Genomic DNA, 15,600 nt, shown 5'->3' with positions numbered 1-15,600 from the left:
GGTGGTGGAAGCCGGATCCGTCCCGGAACCCGGCTTCCACCACCTCATCGGCAAGGGCCGTCAGCCGCGCAGTGCCTGGACCGCGGTGTCCAGCCGCTTGCCGAAGTCTCCGTCCGCCTGACGGAAGTTGTTGACCGCCCGCTCGGCGATGTCGTCGCGCGAGACCTTGGAGATGAACTGGGCGAGGTTGTCGACCAGTCGGCCCTTCTCGTCCTCCGACATCTGCCGGTAGAGGTTCCCGGCCTGCACGAAGTCGTTGTCCTCGGCGTGGCCGGGGGCTTCGGTGTTGCCGGTGGTGCCGGTGACCGGAGTGGGCTGCCAGAGGGGCCTGTCCGTCTGGAAGGGGCCGCCGAAGCTGTTCGGCTCGTAGTTCTTGGCGCCCTTGTGGCGGCCGTCGTACAGGAAGCCGTCACGGCTGTTGGTCCGCGCCTCGGTGGCGTGCGGACGGTTCACCGGCAGGTGGTCGGCGTTGATGCCGACGCGGTAGCGATGGGCGTCGCCGTACGCGAACAGACGGCCCTGGAGCATCTTGTCGGGCGACGGGCCGATACCGGGCACGAAGTGCGCCGGGCTGAAGATCGACTGCTCGACCTCCGCGAAGATGTTCTCCGGGTTGCGGTTGAGCTCCAGCTTGCCGATCTCGACCGGCGGGTAATCCTCGTGCGGCCAGACCTTGGTCAGGTCGAACGGGTTGAAGCGGTAACCGGCCGCGTCCGCCGCGGGCATGACCTGGATCTGCACGGTCCAGGAGGGGAAGTCGCCGCGCTCGATGGACTCGCGGAGGTCACGCTGGTGGCTGTCGGGGTCGACGCCGGAGAGCCGGTTCGCCTCGTCGGTGGTGAGGTTCTTGATGCCCTGGTCGGTCTTGAAGTGGTACTTGACCCAGAAGACCTCGCCGGCCTCGTTGTTCCACTGGTACGTGTGCGAGCCGTACCCGTTCATGTGGCGCAGCGTGGCCGGGATGCCCCGGTCACCGAACAGCCAGGTCACCTGGTGCGTCGACTCGGGGCTCAGACCCCAGAAGTCCCATACGTTGTCAGCCTCCTGGCTGCCCGTGTACGGGTCGCGCTTCTGGGTGTGGATGAAGTCGGGGAACTTGATGGCGTCCTTGATGAAGAACACCGGGGTGTTGTTGCCGACGAGGTCGTAGTTGCCCTCCTCGGTGTAGAACTTCAGCGCGAAGCCGCGCGGGTCGCGCACCGCGTCGGCCGAGCCGAGGTTGCCGGCGACGGTGGAGAAACGCAGGAAGGTCTCGGTCCGCTTGCCGACCTCGGAGAGGAACTTGGCACGCGTCCACTGCGACACGTCGCGGGTGAGCGTGAAGGTGCCGTACGCGCCGGCGCCTCGGGCGTGCACGATGCGCTCCGGAATGCGCTCACGGTTGAAGTGGGCGAGCTTCTCCAGAAGAGCCTGGTCCTGAACCAGGACGGGACCACCGGCACCCGCCGTCTCGCTGTTCTGGTTGTCGGCCACCGGCGCGCCGGCCTCCGTAGTAAGCGGTCCCTGCGTCACGTGCGCCTCCTGGTCATTCCTGCTGAACCTGTCGCTCGGCGGTTGCCTGTCACGATCCTACGATGGACTTTGTCTAAGTCAAGCAGGGGTCCAACTCCACACTCGTTCAGGATCTGGGCGTCTTCACTGTTAAGCTGATCCTCATGAGTGACCTGTTGGAACGACTTCGCGAACGCGGCTGGCGGATGACCGCCCAGCGCCGTGTGGTGGCCGAGGTCCTCGACGGGGACCACGTACACCTCACGGCGGACGAGGTGCACGCACGGGCCGTCGCCCGGCTGCCCGAGATCTCCAGGGCGACCGTGTACAACACCCTGGGCGAGATGGTGACGCTCGGAGAGGTCATCGAGGTCTCCACGGACCGCCGCGCCAAGCGGTACGACCCGAACGCCCACCGGCCCCACCACCACCTGGTCTGCGCGCAGTGCGGCACGATCCGCGACGTGCATCCGCTGGGTGACCCGCTGGCCGACCTCCCCACGACGGAGCGCTTCGGTTTCGCGGTCTCGGACGTGGAAGTGACCTACCGGGGCACCTGTCCCAACTGCGCACACGCCTGAGCGCGTTGCGCGCGCGGCGCGGGGGCTGAGCGCCCCATTCACTTCGGCACACGACGAAGGCCCGGATCCTGTATCGGATCCGGGCCTTCGTTCTTCTTCAGTAGCGGGGACAGGATTTGAACCTGCGACCTCTGGGTTATGAGCCCAGCGAGCTACCGAGCTGCTCCACCCCGCGTCGTTGAACTCGACATTACGTCACCCCGTCGACCAGCGCAAATCCCTTTCGCGCACCGGAAAAACGGCGGTCGCCCGACGGCGACCGCCGCTCACGCGGTCAGTTCCTGATGGAGCGCCTCGCGCAGCCGCGCGGCCCGCTCCGTCACCTCGGACGGCCCCAACTCCACGGCGCGGGCGCACCAGCGCTGGCCCTCGGCCAGCTCCCCGCGCCGGGCCGCGAGCAGCGCGAGCCGCAGCGCCGCGCGCCCGTGGCCCGCCTGCGCCGCGCGGGACCACCACAGCGCCGCCTCCCGCTCACTGCCCTCGCGGGCCAGCAACAGCCCCAGGTTGAAGGCGCCGTTGCGGCTGCCCGCCTCCGCCGCCTGCCGGTACCAGCGCGCCGCGTCCGTCATGTCGCCGCGGCCGGCGGCGAGCATCCCGACCCGCACCTGGGCCCGCCGGTGACCGTGCTCGGCCGCCCGCTCGTACCACTGCTCGCACTCGGTCTTCTCCGGCTGCGTCTCGCCGAGCGCGGGCGCGCCCGGCGGTGGCTGCCGCGCGTCCAGCACCGTCGCCAGCCGGAAGGCCGCCTCCGCGCTGCCGCCACCGGCCGCGCACCGCAGATGCCGCTCCGCCGCCTGCTCGTCGCCGTCCCTGAGGCACGCGATGCCCACCTGGAGGGCCGCTTCGGTGTGCCCGGCCGCCGCCGCCCGTTCGTACCAGACCAGGGCCGTACGGTCGTCGTCACGGCCCGCGTAGAGGATGCCCAGGTTGAACGCGGCGTCGACGCTGCCCGCCTCGGCCGCCTTGGAGAACCACGGCTCGGCGCCGGTCGGGTCACCGGCCTGGAGGAGCAGGACGGCAAGGGCGTTGGCCGCCTCGCGGTGGCCCGCGTACGCGGCCCGCCGGTACCACTGCTCGGCCTGCGCCGTACGGTCCTGGGCCGCGCAGAGCAGCCCGAGGTTGTAGGCCCCGTTGACGTCGCCCGCGTCCATCGCGGCCCGGTACCAGCGCTCGGCGGTCTGCTGCTCGCCGCGCGCGGCGTGGAGCGCGCCGAGCGCGTTGGCGGCGTTGCCGTCGCCGTCCTGCGCGGCCCGCAGCCACCAGACGGCGGCGCTCTCCTCGTCGCCCGCGTCACGCAGCAGGAAGCCGAGAGCGCAGGCGGCCCGCGCCTCGCCGTCCTCGGCGGACGTCAGATACCAGCGGCCGGCCTCCTTCAGCTCACCGCGGCTCTCCAGGATCGCGCCGAGGTGCAGCGCGGCGCGGCGGTGCCCGCGGGCAGCCGCCTGCCTGTACCACTGGGCGGCCTCGGCGAGCAGTGACTGCCCGGCGTCGGCCGCGGCCGCGGGGACCGCACCGTCGGCGCGGGCGGCGACGGGCGCCTGACGGGGGCCCGAGGCCGAACTGTCGCGGGCGCCGTCCCGCTTGCCCGCGATGACCGCCCGGACGGTGTTGCCGGTACGCGCGGCCTGGCGCGCCCGCCGCTCCAGGCCGCGCGCGAGGCGGTACGAGGCCTCCCGGTGCCCCTGCTCGGCGGCGGCCCGCAGCCAGCGCTCGGAACCGACGTCGCTGCGGTGCTCCAGCAGATCGGCGAGGGCGTACGCGCCCAGCGCGTGCCCCTGCTCCGCGGACAGCCGCAGCCAGTACTCGGCCGCCGGCTCGTCGCCCTGCTCGCGGTAGTGCCGGCCGAGCGCGTGGGCCGCTGCGGCCGAACCGGCGACGGCGGCGACACGCCACCAGCCCGACGCCTCCTCCGTGTAACCGCGCTGGTGGAGGAGGACTCCCAGGTTGTTGGCGGCGGCGCGGTCGCCCGCGGCGGTCGCCGCGCGCAGGTACTTCTCGGCGGCGTCGAGATCGCCGCGGCGCAGCAGCAGCGCGCCGAGCACGCTCATCGAGGCGACGTCACCCGTGTCGGCGGCACGCCGGTGGCGCGCCTCCGTCTCGGCGTCGGCGCTCTCCGTGGGGCCACCGGCGGCCGTGGCGCCGGCCGCGCCCCTGGAGTTCTCGATGTCGGCGGCATCATCCGCCTGTCGCGGTACAAACCGCCCTGTCTCCAACAGAGTTGCCCTGTCCCCCATAAAATCCATCGTTGCACCACCTGTTACCCGCGTACACCTGGTATATCGCGGCCAGCAAGGTCACTTCAGCGTTTTGTCGACATGCCCACAGAGAGACAACCCAAACGCCTCTCCGGTCAACTCGCCACTCCCACCGCCCACTTCACCGGACACACGGTCACGGACCGGCCACGAACAGGTACGAAGACATCACAACGCGCAGCAAAGGCCCGGATCCTTGTCGGATCCGGGCCTTTGACTGAGAAGTAGCGGGGACAGGATTTGAACCTGCGACCTCTGGGTTATGAGCCCAGCGAGCTACCGAGCTGCTCCACCCCGCGTCGTTGTGTTCCAAACCGTACCACGACGCGGGGTGGTCGCTGATCAACTCTTGTCGTCGCTCCCGCCCGCCGGTGGCTTGGCCGGCGTCTCGGCGGACTTCTCCGCCTCGGCAGCGCGCCCCAGGGCGTCCTGAAGGGCCTCCTGGGCCTTTCCGTACGCCTCCCAGTCCTGCTTCGCCAGAGCGGCCTCACCGTCCGTGTACGCCTTCTGGGCGTCGGCGATGGCCTCCTTGAGCGCGGCGTCGCCGGTGGCCGGCGGCGTCGTCGTGTCACCGTCGCCCGGCGGCGTCGTCTCCGGAGGCGGCTCGGCCCCGTCGACACCGAACACCGCGTTCAGCGCCTCGGACAGGCTGTCCTTGAAGACCGGCTTGCCTCCGTAGGAGACGGCCACCTTCTTCAGCAGCGGATAGTTCGCGCTGCCGCCTCGGGCGTACACCGGCTCGATGTAGAGGAAGCCTCCGTCGAGCGGCACCGTCAGGAGATTGCCGTACTCGATGTCCGAGTCGGTGCCTCTCATGTCACGGACGAACGTGGCGACTTCGGGCACGCCGTTCAACTCGCTCTGCACCTGTTGTGGTCCCTGGACCGTGGAGGTCACTCTCAGGACTCTGATCGTGCCGTAGTCCTCGCTGTTGGCATCGGCGTCGACCGCCATGAACGCCCCGAGGTTGGGACGCCCGTTGGGTGTGAAGGTCGTCGTCAGCGAGAACTTCTGGGACGTCTGTCCCGGCATCTTCAGACTCAGGTAGTACGGCGGGACCGCACTGTTGTCCTTGTTCGTCGGGTCGTCGGGCACCTGCCACGCGTCGGAGCCGCTGTAGAACTGGGCGGCGTCCGTGACGTGGTACCGGGTGAGCAGCTCGCGCTGGACCTTGAACATGTCCTGCGGGTACCGCAGGTGGGCCAGCAGGTCCGGCTTGATGTCCGTCTTCGGCTTCACCGTGTTCGGGAAGGCCTTCATCCAGGTCTTGAGGACCGGGTCCTTGGTGTCCCACTGGTACAGGCTGACCGAGCCGTCGTACGCGTCGACGGTGGCCTTCACCGAGTTGCGGATGTAGTTGACCTGGTTCTGCTGCGCGACGACCGCGCGCTGGTTGTTGGTCAGCGAGTCGGCCGTGGTGTCGCCCAGCGTCGTACGGGAGGCGTACGGATAGCCGTTCGTCGTGGTGTACGCGTCGACGATCCACTGGATCCGACCGTCCACCACGGCGGGATAGGCGTCGCCGTCGATGGTCAGCCACGGCGCGACCGCCTCGACGCGCTCCTTGGGCGTGCGGTTGTACAGGATCCGCGAACCCTCGCCGATGGCGCCCGAGTAGAGCATCTGCGGCTCGCTGAACGCCACGGCGTAGGCCGCGCGGTTCACCGGGTTGGAGAGATCGACGCCGCTCTTGCCCTTGTAGCTGGTGGTCTGCTCACCGTTCTTCTCGTAGTCGAGCTCCTTCTGCGGGCCGCCCACGATCGAGTACTGCTGGGTCTTCTCGCCGTAGTAGATCCGCTGCTCGTACTCGCCGAGCTGACCGCTGGTCGGCAGGCCGGACTCCGTGAAGTCGGGCGCGCCGATCGTGCCGTCGTTCTCGTCGGTGACCGTCCCCGTGCCCTTGGACGCGATCGCTCCGTACCCATGGGTGTAGGTGAAGTGGTCGTTGATCCAGTTGCGCTTGGGGATACCGGCGATGTTCAGCTCGCGCAGACCGATGACCGTGTCCTGCGGCTTCTTGTCCGGGCCGAGGTAGCGGTCGACGTCCAGCGTGTCCGGGAACTGGTAGTACTTGCGTTCCTGCTGGAGCTGCTGGAAGGCGGGCGAGACCACGTTGGGGTCGACCAGCCGGTAGCTGGCCGCGGAGTCGGCGGCCTTGCGCTGTTCCGCCTTCTTGTCCGGAGCGCCCTTGCCCGAGTAATCCGTCACATCGGCGTCGTCGATGCCGTACGCGGCGCGCGTGGCATCGATGTTCTTCTCGATGTACGGGGCTTCCTTGGCCTGCTCGTTCGGCTGGACCTGGAACTTCTGCACGATCGCCGGGTAGAGGCCGCCGATGAGGATCGCGGACAGGACCATCAGACCGAAGCCGATCACCGGCAGCTGCCAGGTGCGGCGCCAGAGCGTCGCGAAGAACAGCACGGCGCAGATGGCGGCGATGCAGAACAGGATCGTCTTCGCCGGCAGGTAGGCGTTGGCGTCGACGTACCTCAGACCCGTCCAGTTGCCGGTCGCCTTGAAGTCACTCGACTTCACCGCGAGGCCGTACCGGTCGAGCCAGTACGCCACGGCCTTGAGCGAGACGAACACACCGAGCAGCACCGAGAGATGGCCGGTGGCCGCGCCCGTCGCACGCGCGCCGGGGCTGGTGACGCGCAGCCCTCCGTACAGATAGTGAGTCAGCGCGGCGGCGATCAGCGCCAGCACGACGGCGGCGAAGCCGAAGCCGAGCATGAAGCGGTACCAGGGCAGGTCGAACGCGTAGAAACTCACGTCCAGGTTGAACTGCGGGTCCTTCTGCCCGAAGGGCACCCCGTTGATCCACATCAGCCAGGTGCGCCACTGACCGGCCGCGGACGCTCCGGCGATCAGCCCGACCAGGGCGGTGATCCCGAGCAGCACCCACTTCTTGTACGGGGCGATGCCCATCCGGTACCGGTCGAGGCTCTGCTGCTCCAGCGACATCGCGCTCAGCGGCGGACGCAGCCGGTGCGCCAGCCAGATGTTGACGCCGACGGCTGCCGCCATCAGCAGACCGAAGACCGCGAACAGGCCGATCTTGGTCCAGAGGGTGGTGGTGAAAACGGACGAGTATTTCACCGAGCGATACCAGAGCCAGTCGGTCCAGAACCCCGCGAACATGACGAACAGCATGGCCAGGACGGCCAGGATGCCCAGTGTCATGAGCAGGGTCCGGGCACGTCTGGACGGCCGGCCCACTCTGATCCGTGGCCCGGTCGGGCCTCCGCCGCGGTCCGGCATCTGGAAAGCCAACGTGCGCACCTCGAAGTTCGCGGTCGTGTGAAAGCAGCTGAATCAGCGTCTGTAAGCGGGCCCAAACGATCGTAGGGCCCACCCATGCAACTTACTGAGGCTTTACCTAGTTCCCGCACGGGGGTCCGAAGGAGGCAGGATGTTGGCCATGTCCAACCTTTCCTCCTCCTCTTCCCCGGCCTCCTCGTCCGATCAGCCGTCCTCGGCATCGGGTCCGGTCGCCTCGACCCCCATCACCAGGGCGGTGCTGGAGATCGACGAATACGCCTCCGGCCTGGGCTGGGACCAGCCGGCCCGACTGTTCGCGCTCGTCGACACGGCCCGGCTGCGGTCCGACGAGCCGGAGCTGGCCACCCAGCTCGGTCTCGACGACGGCACGACGCCCGCCCCGCTCACGCCCGTCGAGCAGGACGAGATCCCCGCGGGTACGCCGCTCGACGAGTTCCTCGCCACGATCGCCTGGCCCGGCGCGGTGGCGGGCTGCGCGATCACGGTGGAGCGTCTGATGCTGCCGCCGTCCGCCGAGGCGTCGGTGCCCGAAGACCTCGACGAGTCCGCGCTCGTGGACTGGGTCGCCGCGCACCCGGATCGTCAGGAGGTACGGATGACGGTCGCCGTGCTGCGGGACGGGACGCGGGACTCGGCGCTGCGGCTGCGCGAGAAGGACTCACCGACCCAGGTCCTGACGGGCGCGGGCCTGGTCCCGGGCCTGGCGGAGGCCCTGTCGGCCACGTTCGAGGCGTAACGACCCCTCGCCGGACGGGCACTTCAAGCCCGTCCGGCGATTGAGGACGCCCGCCCACCGGACGAAACCATTCCGGCCCACCCGCGCCCAATCAGCCCGTCCGGCGATTGAGGACAGAACCGGCCCGGCACACGGCCCCGTCGGTCAGCTCGTCGAGCAGCTCGGCAGACCCGCCCCGTCCCCGCTCTTGATCTTCTCCAGAGACGCCGTCGCGTCCTTGATGTTCTTCACCCGCACCAGGGTGAGCCCGTCCGGAATGTCGGAGGCGGCAGCGGCACAGTTCTCGTCCGGCGTCAGGAAGTACCGCGCACCCGCGTCCCGCGCGCCGACCAGCTTCATCCCGATCCCGCCGATCGGCCCGACCTTCCCGTTGTCGTCGATCGTGCCGGTACCGGCGACGAACTTGCCGCCCGTCAGATCGCCGGGCGTGATCTTGTCGACGATCCCGAGCGCGAACATCAGCCCCGCGCTCGGCCCGCCCACATCGGCCAGCTTGATGTCGATCTCGAACGGGAACGTGTGGTCCGTCCCGGCCTGGATCCCGACGATGGCCCGGTCGTCGCCCTCGTCCGACTTCACCGACCTGACCGTCACCTTCTCGCTGCCCTCGGGCTCCTTGCCGGCCTTCTCGGCCGCCTCGGCCACCTTCGCCGGGATGATCGTGAAAACGACGTCCTCGCCCGGCTTGTGCTTGGTGACGATCTCCGCGACGTCCGGCGGCGCCTCGACGGTCTTGCCGTCCACCGCCTTGATGACGTCACCGGCGTGCAGAGTCCCCTCGGAGGGGCTGTCCTTGACGACCGCGGCGACGACGACCCGCGACGTGACGGGAATGTTCTCCTCCTTCAGGGCCGCGACCTTCGCGCTCTCCTGGGACTGGCTGAACTCCTCGGCGTTCTCCTGCGTCGACTGCTCCTCCGTCTTGCCGTCCGGATAGAGCGTGTTGTGCGGCACCACGATGTTGTCGTGCGACAGCCAGCCGTAGACCGCCTCGACCACATTCATCTTGTAATCCGCGCCGGTGACCCTGACGGTCGTCATATTGAGATGCCCCGTCGTGGGAAAGGTCTTGCGACCCTCAATGTGAAGCACCGGTTCGCCATTCGCGTCGCCGAGTGTGTTCACCGTGGGACCGGGACTCATCTCCGCGTACGGAACGGGGATGAACACTCCCGCACAGAGCAGCGCGATGAGGACGAGAGTGGAAGCGAGCATCGTCGCGGTGCGGCGTGGCATGGAACGACAGTACGGGAAGGGTCTGTCGGCGCACCCCCGGGGCCGGTCCGTACGAGGGGACTTGGCCCCGGCTCGTGGCCGGACGGACGGCCGGGCGCAGTGGGGCACGGCCGGACCCGTGGGGCGGGTGGACGAGGGCGCCTCAGGCGGCGTCCGTCGTGCCGGGATCGGACTTCGACATCGCGTCCCGGAAGCGCGCGTAGCCGGCGAGTTCGGCCATGTCTCCGATGGTTCGGTTTCTCGAAACCCAGCTTCCCCATATCGCCGCGCCTACCGCGGCGAAGAGCGGAATCAGCAACCAGGCAAGCGCGGCCATTCCGACCTCCCTACCCATGTGTGTGTGCAAACCGATGATCAGCAGATTAGTCATCCGCTGCTCCAACGCTCCGGGCAGGGATGCGGTTACGCAAATCGGGCCACACGGGAACAGAGGGCGACGGGGAGGTCCGGGAGGGCCGTCAGCAGGCCCCGACCCATTCCTCCGTACCGTCGGAGAACGTCTGGTGCTTCCAGATCGGCACCTCGTGCTTGAGGTCGTCGATCAGCCTGCGGCAGGCCTCGAAGGCCTCCGCGCGGTGCGGGCAGGAGACCGCGACGACGACCGCGAGATCGCCCACGGCGAGGTCACCCACCCGGTGGACGGCCGCCAGCGCGCGTACGGGGAAATCGGCGACCACCTTCTCGGCCACCCGGCGTAGTTCGGCCTCGGCGGACGGATGGCAGGAGTATCCGAGGGCGTCCACATCGGCGCCCCCGTCGTGGTTGCGGACCGTCCCGACGAACAGGGCGGTGCCGCCCGCCGCGTCGTCCCCGACGGCCTGGAAGATCTCGTCGACGGACAGTGGGGTCTCGCGTATCGCCAGCAGCCGGACGGGGTCCTGTGCCGCCCTCTCGCCCGGATGCGCCTCGATGCGTGCCATGCGGCCCATCGTGCCGTACGGCACCGGCATCACGGAATGGCGCGTTCGACCGGCGGTAGGGCCCGCCGCTCGGAGCGTCCTACAGGGCGGGGCCCGCGGCGGCTGGTGCGGTGCGTCGCGAGGCGGAGGATCGGACTTGTGGATGGACCAGCCGTACTTGGCCGGCTCCGACTCCGACAACGCGGCGAGGTGCCGTGCCAGGCGTCGCGGGCCAGGCGGGACTTCGAAGACACGGCCTAGCGTCGGCGTGCCTTGCGGGCGCGCCGTACCACCGCCGCCGCGCCGAGCAGGGCGACCGTCGCACCGGCGGCACCGGCGGCCGTGGCGTCCTTGCGGCCGAGGCGCCGGCCCGCGACGGTGTGCCGGCCCTCCACCTCTTCGAGCAGCGCGCCGAGGACTTCCTCGTTGGTCCACTGCGGCCGCCAGCCCGCGTCGTGGAGGCGGCTGACGCTGACCACCCAGGGATGCATCGTGTAGGCGAGGTCACCGGCCGGGGACGGTGTGAGGCCGATCCGGTGCAGCCGCGCGGCGGCGCCCAGGGCGACCGCGGACGGCAGCTCCATACGGCGGATGCCGCTCAGCTCCTCGATCTCCTCCTGTTCGAGCCAGCCGTCGCAGCCGACCGCGAACTCGCCGTCGACCTTCTCCAGCGCCGCGTACTCCAGGGCGCTGACCAGGTCGTCCACGTGGCAGAACTGCCAGGTGGGCCGGGAGCCGGCCACGACCAGCAGCCGGGGCGACTCGAAGTAGCGGGTGAGGGCGGTGTCCGTGCCGCCGACGAGGACGGCGGGCCGTACGACCGTGACGTTCAGGCCGGGGTGCGCGCGCGGCGCCCGGCGGCCGAGCCGTTCGATCTCCAGCAGATCGCCGACGCCCGTGGCCTCGGCGGTGGCGCGCAGCTCCGCGTCCTCCGACAGCGGGATGTCGTTGTCGGGCAGCGCCCCGTAGACCATGGCCGAGGTGCACAGGACGACCCGGTGCACCCCCGCGGCGGCGGCAGCGGTGAGCACGGTCTGGGTGCCCCGGACGTTGTACGCCGTACGGGCGGCGGCGTCCCGCTCCAGGTCCAGATCAAGGGCCAGGTGCACCACCACGTCCGCGCCGCGCAGCTTCTCGGCGATGGCCGGGTCCCGTACGTCGAGGATGTGCCACTGCGCCTCGCTCACCTCCCCGCGGCGCTCGTCGATCGCGACGACCTGCTTGATCTCCTCGGACGCCGCGAGACGCCGGGTGAGCAGGTCTCCGACGCCGGAGGCGGCTCCGGTGACCGCGACGACGGGGCCGCGTGGCGGGGTCGGGGTTGAGCGGTTTCGCGCTGCGCGAACCTGTGGATCTGGGGAACTCACCGGGCGTCTCCAGCGGTTGTCTTCAGTACGGACGTGTATGACACGTACGTACCAGGTGGCGTCCATCCTGCCGCAGGCCAAGCGTTGGCGGAGCACCGAGCCCGGATGCGGGCTCGGATGTCTACGCTGGGTGGTGTTGTCGGGCAGTCGCCGTCGGCGGATAAGCCGGCGGCCCAACGAGCCGAGGAAACCCGTGAGTGACACCCCATTCGGATTCGGCCTTCCGCCGGAGGAGCCAGAGGACGGCGACGGCAAGAAGAACGGCCCTGCCGGAGGTGGTCAGGGTGCCGGCGGTCAGGGCGGGGGCAACCCCTTCTTGGGGTTCGGCCTGCCCGGCGGTCCGGGCGGTCCCGGTGGCGCGGGCGGGGACAACCCGTTCGCCGCGATGTTCGGATCGATGAATCCGAACGACCTGGGCGCGGCCTTTCAGCAGCTCGGCCAGATGCTGAGCTACGAGGGCGGTCCCGTGAACTGGGACATGGCCAAGCAGATCGCCCGCCAGCAGGTCTCGCAGGGCACGCCCGACGGTACGAAGGACGCCAGCGTCAGCCCCGGCGAGCGGACCGCGGTCGAGGAGGCCGTCCGTCTCGCCGACATCTGGCTGGACGGCGTGACGTCCCTGCCGTCCGGCGCGGGCTCGACCGTGGCGTGGAGCCGCGCCGAGTGGGTCGAGGCGACCCTCCCCGCGTGGCAGCAGCTCGTCGACCCGGTGGCCGAGCGGGTGGGCGCCGCCATGAGCGACGTGCTGCCCGAGGAGATGCAGGCCATGGCCGGCCCGCTGATCGGCATGATGCGGTCCATGGGCGGCGCCATGTTCGGCCAGCAGATCGGGCAGGCCGTGGGCGTGCTCGCGGGCGAGGTGGTCGGTTCGACGGACATCGGGCTGCCGCTGGGCCCGGCCGGCAAGGCCGCGCTGCTCCCGCTGAACATCGCCACCTTCGGTAAGGACCTCGGTGTCCCGCAGGACGAGGTGCGGCTGTATCTGGCCCTGCGCGAGGCCGCCCACCAGCGGCTCTTCGCCCATGTGCCGTGGCTGCGGTCGCATCTGTTCGGTGCCGTCGAGGGGTACGCACGGGGTATCAAGGTCGACTCGTCCAAGCTGGAGGACGCGGTCAGCCAGCTCGACCCGTCGAACCCCGAGCAGCTTCAGGAAGCGCTTCAGCAGGGCATGTTCCAGCCGGAGGACACGGCCGAGCAGAAGGCCGCCCTGGCCCGTCTGGAGACGGCGCTGGCGCTGGTCGAGGGCTGGGTGGACGCGGTGGTGCACGAGGCCGCCAAGACCCGGCTGACGTCGGCTGACGCGCTGCGCGAGACGCTGCGCAGGCGGCGCGCTTCGGGCGGCCCGGCCGAACAGACCTTCGCCACCCTCATCGGCCTTCAGCTGCGCCCCAGGCGGCTGCGGGACGCCTCCCGGCTCTGGGCCTCGCTCACGGACGCGCGGGGCGTGGACGGCCGCGACGGGCTCTGGGAGCACCCCGACAACCTGCCGACGGCCTCCGACCTGGACGACCCGGACGGCTTCGTCCACCACGAGCACGCGGACTTCTCCGAGCTGGACAAGATGCTCGGCGAGGCCGCGGGCGGCAAGCCCAAGCTGGAGAAGGACACCGACCCCGACGAGCGCGACAAGGGCGACAAGGGCCCGGACGACGACGGCAAGGACGACGGCGCCAAGTGACTCTGCACGACGACGCCGTCCGCGTACTGGAGACGTACGACGGCCAGGACGAGCTCCGCGGGATCTATCTGGAGCATCTGGCGGCCCGTCCGGACGGGATGTGGAAGTCCTGTGGGGCCGGGCATGTCACGGCGAGCGCGCTGGTGATCGACCCGGAGCGGGGCCGCGTCCTGCTCACCCTTCACAAGAAGCTGGGCATGTGGCTCCAGATGGGCGGGCACTGCGAGCCCGGGGACGGCTCGCTCGCCGCCGCGGCGCTGCGCGAGGCCACGGAGGAGTCCGGGATCCCGGGACTGACGCTCCTGCCCGGCGGGCCCGTCCAGCTCGACCGGCACGCGATTCCGGCGCCCTGCCGCTGGCATCTGGATGTCCAGTACGCGGCTCTGGCGCCGGTCGGCGCGGTCGAGGAGATCAGCGAGGAGTCACTGGATCTGCGCTGGTTCGCCTACGACGAGGTGGCGGCGGTCGCCGACGGGTCGGTGGCTCGGCTCCTGGAGCGCACGCGCGCGGTGCTCCCGGCGCGGGTGCGCGGCTGACCCGCCCGGCGGGACCGAGCAGGGGCGGCCTCCGAGGAGACCGCCCCTCAAGGACTGCGAGGACCGGAAGGACCGCGGTCAGCCGCGGTTCCAGACGTTGTTCTGGTTCTGCGCGTGGGCGCCCTGCTGGCCCACGCCGAACTGCGCACGCGCGCCCTGTCCGATCTCCGCGTTCTGCGGCGGCATGACCTCGCTGGGCTGTACGAGGGCGAAGCCCTGGCCGAGGAAGCTCAGCTCCCAGCCCTCGCCCGTGTTGCCTCGCCTGCGCCGTACGCCGGAGGAGTGCGTCTGCGACTGCATCTGCACCCGCAGCGCGGACGACCACGCGACGATCGCGTCGGCGTCCACGTTGACGTACTTGTCCGGCGTCACGTGCATCATCAGCGGCTGCCCGGACGTCATCAGGGCGACCTTGCCCCGGCCCGAGATGTTGAGCTGGTACTTGCCGGAGCCTGAGATGCCGTACTGGCTGTCCACCGCGATGACCTCGATGTGCAGCGCGGAGTCGAGCGCCAGGACATAGGCGCTGTCGACGGTCATGCCCTCCTGGTCGACATCCACGACGTGCACGTACTGCGCGAGGTTGGCGAAGTAGACCGTGCCCTGCCCGGAGCAGCGCATCAGGTCGAGGCCCTCACCGGTGTTCGCCCTGGCTCGGCGCTGCCCCGGAGACTGGTACTCACCGTCGAAGTCCATGAGTCCCTGGTAGGCGACCATCGCGCCCTTACGGGCGAGGACGTCGTCGTGGCCGGTGAGCGCGACCCGCAGCAGCTGCGGGTTCTGTACGACGTAACGGTCCTGGGACTGCGTTTCCGCGAGTCCGAAAAGCGGGCTCTGCATGATGTTCTCCTCCCCCTCAGCCCCGGATCCGCAGGCGGTCCGTGCTGTCCTCGCTCGGCTGTACGACGACGAGGCCCTGGCCCGAGAAGGCCATCTGGTAGGCCTCCCCGCTGCCCCGCCCGACGAGCGACGAGGCCTTGAAGCTCCGCTTGCCCTTCACCTTGAGCCCGGGTGACCAGGCGACAAGGGCGTCGGGGTCGACGTACGTCTCGTCCTCACCACGGCCGCAGTCGACGACGATCGGCGTGCCGCGCGAGGTCAGCGCGACCCAGCCGGTCCCGCCGACCGTGACGTTCCACAGACCCTGTCCGGCGAACTTGGCCATCCCCTTCACCTTCTCGACGCCCCACTGGAGGTGCGCGTCGAAGGCCAGCAGGTTGGTGCCGTTGACCGAGAGCGAGTCGTTGTTGAGGTTGATGACGACGACGTCGGCGCCGTAGTCGGCGAGGTAGAGCAGGCCGTCCCCGGCGCACTTCATGATCGGTGTGCCTTCGCCCGTCACCCACTGGCCGGCGATCTGGCGCACGGCGGGCGGATTGGGCTCGTACTGCACGAAACCCTCGTACGCGACCATCGAGCCGGTGCGCGCGTAGAGGTCCTGCCCACTGGCCATGGCGACCTTGAGCATGGTGCGGCCGTGGTTCTCCATCCGGGCCGTGACGGGGGTCGGGGCGAAGCCCGCGAGTTGCTGGTTCATGT

Annotated in this window: 13 protein-coding genes and 2 tRNA genes; 4 read left to right on the top strand and 11 right to left on the bottom strand. The window is 69.9% G+C overall.

All coding sequences use genetic code 11. From position 1 onward, the window contains the following. Positions 1-60: 60 nt before the first annotated feature. Positions 61-1,512, bottom strand: coding sequence for a catalase (locus ACFWHU_RS10925; RefSeq protein WP_387224650.1), 1,452 nt, complete (start codon positions 1,510-1,512; stop codon positions 61-63). A gap of 143 nt (positions 1,513-1,655) precedes the next feature. Here ACFWHU_RS10925 and ACFWHU_RS10920 point away from each other — a divergent pair, with 143 nt between their 5' ends. Then, the gene (locus ACFWHU_RS10920; protein WP_387224649.1) at positions 1,656-2,072 is read left to right on the top strand and encodes a Fur family transcriptional regulator; all 417 of its coding nucleotides are present in this window, start codon (positions 1,656-1,658) and stop codon (positions 2,070-2,072) included. 101 nt (positions 2,073-2,173) lie between these two features. Here ACFWHU_RS10920 and ACFWHU_RS10915 read toward each other — a convergent pair. The 4 genes from ACFWHU_RS10915 to ACFWHU_RS10900 form a co-directional block, all read right to left on the bottom strand. Then, a tRNA-Met gene (locus tag ACFWHU_RS10915) sits at positions 2,174-2,247 on the bottom strand. 91 nt (positions 2,248-2,338) lie between these two features. Further along, positions 2,339-4,315 (bottom strand): tetratricopeptide repeat protein, encoded by a 1,977-nt coding sequence (locus ACFWHU_RS10910; RefSeq protein WP_385799822.1) that lies wholly within the window; start codon positions 4,313-4,315, stop codon positions 2,339-2,341. 237 nt (positions 4,316-4,552) lie between these two features. Further along, positions 4,553-4,626: transfer RNA gene (locus ACFWHU_RS10905), tRNA-Met, on the bottom strand. A gap of 43 nt (positions 4,627-4,669) precedes the next feature. After that, complete coding sequence (locus ACFWHU_RS10900) at positions 4,670-7,588, bottom strand: UPF0182 family protein (RefSeq protein ID WP_387224829.1); 2,919 nt, start codon at positions 7,586-7,588, stop codon at positions 4,670-4,672. A gap of 151 nt (positions 7,589-7,739) precedes the next feature. Between ACFWHU_RS10900 and ACFWHU_RS10895 the strand changes: the two genes are divergently transcribed. Beyond that, positions 7,740-8,345: a PPA1309 family protein gene (locus ACFWHU_RS10895; protein WP_387224648.1), complete on the top strand. Its 606-nt coding sequence runs from the start codon at positions 7,740-7,742 to the stop codon at positions 8,343-8,345. Positions 8,346-8,489: 144 nt separating this feature from the next. Here ACFWHU_RS10895 and ACFWHU_RS10890 read toward each other — a convergent pair whose 3' ends face one another. From ACFWHU_RS10890 to ACFWHU_RS10875, 4 genes are all read right to left on the bottom strand, one after another. Continuing rightward, positions 8,490-9,581, bottom strand: coding sequence for a PDZ domain-containing protein (locus tag ACFWHU_RS10890; protein WP_385799818.1), 1,092 nt, complete (start codon positions 9,579-9,581; stop codon positions 8,490-8,492). A gap of 142 nt (positions 9,582-9,723) precedes the next feature. After that, complete coding sequence (locus ACFWHU_RS10885; RefSeq protein ID WP_385799891.1) at positions 9,724-9,951, bottom strand: hypothetical protein; 228 nt, start codon at positions 9,949-9,951, stop codon at positions 9,724-9,726. An 88-nt stretch (positions 9,952-10,039) separates the two neighbouring features. Then, entirely contained in the window at positions 10,040-10,501 is a 462-nt protein-coding gene (locus ACFWHU_RS10880; RefSeq protein WP_385799816.1) for a molybdenum cofactor biosynthesis protein MoaE, read from the bottom strand. 236 nt (positions 10,502-10,737) lie between these two features. Further along, positions 10,738-11,847: an SDR family oxidoreductase gene (locus ACFWHU_RS10875; protein ID WP_385799814.1), complete on the bottom strand. Its 1,110-nt coding sequence runs from the start codon at positions 11,845-11,847 to the stop codon at positions 10,738-10,740. Positions 11,848-12,040: 193 nt separating this feature from the next. Here ACFWHU_RS10875 and ACFWHU_RS10870 point away from each other — a divergent pair, with 193 nt between their 5' ends. Further along, a complete protein-coding gene (locus ACFWHU_RS10870) occupies positions 12,041-13,525 on the top strand; it encodes a zinc-dependent metalloprotease (protein ID WP_387224647.1) in 1,485 nt (494 codons plus the stop codon). Then, positions 13,522-14,061: an NUDIX hydrolase gene (locus ACFWHU_RS10865; RefSeq protein ID WP_387224646.1), complete on the top strand. Its 540-nt coding sequence runs from the start codon at positions 13,522-13,524 to the stop codon at positions 14,059-14,061. Before ACFWHU_RS10870 ends, ACFWHU_RS10865 begins: the two co-directional genes overlap by 4 nt. Before the next feature lie 78 nt (positions 14,062-14,139). On the opposite strand, the gene ACFWHU_RS10860 is transcribed toward ACFWHU_RS10865, so the two are convergent. Together ACFWHU_RS10860 and ACFWHU_RS10855 are read right to left on the bottom strand one after the other, a co-directional pair. Next, positions 14,140-14,901 (bottom strand): AIM24 family protein, encoded by a 762-nt coding sequence (locus ACFWHU_RS10860; RefSeq protein ID WP_385799808.1) that lies wholly within the window; start codon positions 14,899-14,901, stop codon positions 14,140-14,142. 16 nt (positions 14,902-14,917) lie between these two features. Further along, positions 14,918-15,598 (bottom strand): AIM24 family protein, encoded by a 681-nt coding sequence (locus ACFWHU_RS10855; RefSeq protein ID WP_385799806.1) that lies wholly within the window; start codon positions 15,596-15,598, stop codon positions 14,918-14,920. Between the last annotated feature and the right edge of the window lie 2 nt (positions 15,599-15,600).

The sequence above is a fragment of the Streptomyces sp. NPDC060366 genome, assembly GCF_042725135.1.
Taxonomy (GTDB): Bacteria; Actinomycetota; Actinomycetes; order Streptomycetales; family Streptomycetaceae; genus Streptomyces.
The sequence above is the reverse complement of the archived record's forward strand: the minus strand, read 5'-3'. Positions and strand labels throughout refer to the sequence as shown.

Coding starts and splice junctions, on each gene's coding strand:
- ACFWHU_RS10920 (WP_387224649.1), top strand. CDS start 1,656: ATGAGTGACCTGTTGGAACGACTTCGCGAACGCGGCTGGCGGATGACC.
- ACFWHU_RS10910 (WP_385799822.1), bottom strand. CDS start 4,315: ATGGATTTTATGGGGGACAGGGCAACTCTGTTGGAGACAGGGCGGTTT.
- ACFWHU_RS10900 (WP_387224829.1), bottom strand. CDS start 7,588: ATGCCGGACCGCGGCGGAGGCCCGACCGGGCCACGGATCAGAGTGGGC.
- ACFWHU_RS10895 (WP_387224648.1), top strand. CDS start 7,740: ATGTTGGCCATGTCCAACCTTTCCTCCTCCTCTTCCCCGGCCTCCTCG.
- ACFWHU_RS10890 (WP_385799818.1), bottom strand. CDS start 9,581: ATGCCACGCCGCACCGCGACGATGCTCGCTTCCACTCTCGTCCTCATC.
- ACFWHU_RS10885 (WP_385799891.1), bottom strand. CDS start 9,951: ATGACTAATCTGCTGATCATCGGTTTGCACACACACATGGGTAGGGAG.
- ACFWHU_RS10880 (WP_385799816.1), bottom strand. CDS start 10,501: ATGGCACGCATCGAGGCGCATCCGGGCGAGAGGGCGGCACAGGACCCC.
- ACFWHU_RS10860 (WP_385799808.1), bottom strand. CDS start 14,901: ATGCAGAGCCCGCTTTTCGGACTCGCGGAAACGCAGTCCCAGGACCGT.
- ACFWHU_RS10855 (WP_385799806.1), bottom strand. CDS start 15,598: ATGAACCAGCAACTCGCGGGCTTCGCCCCGACCCCCGTCACGGCCCGG.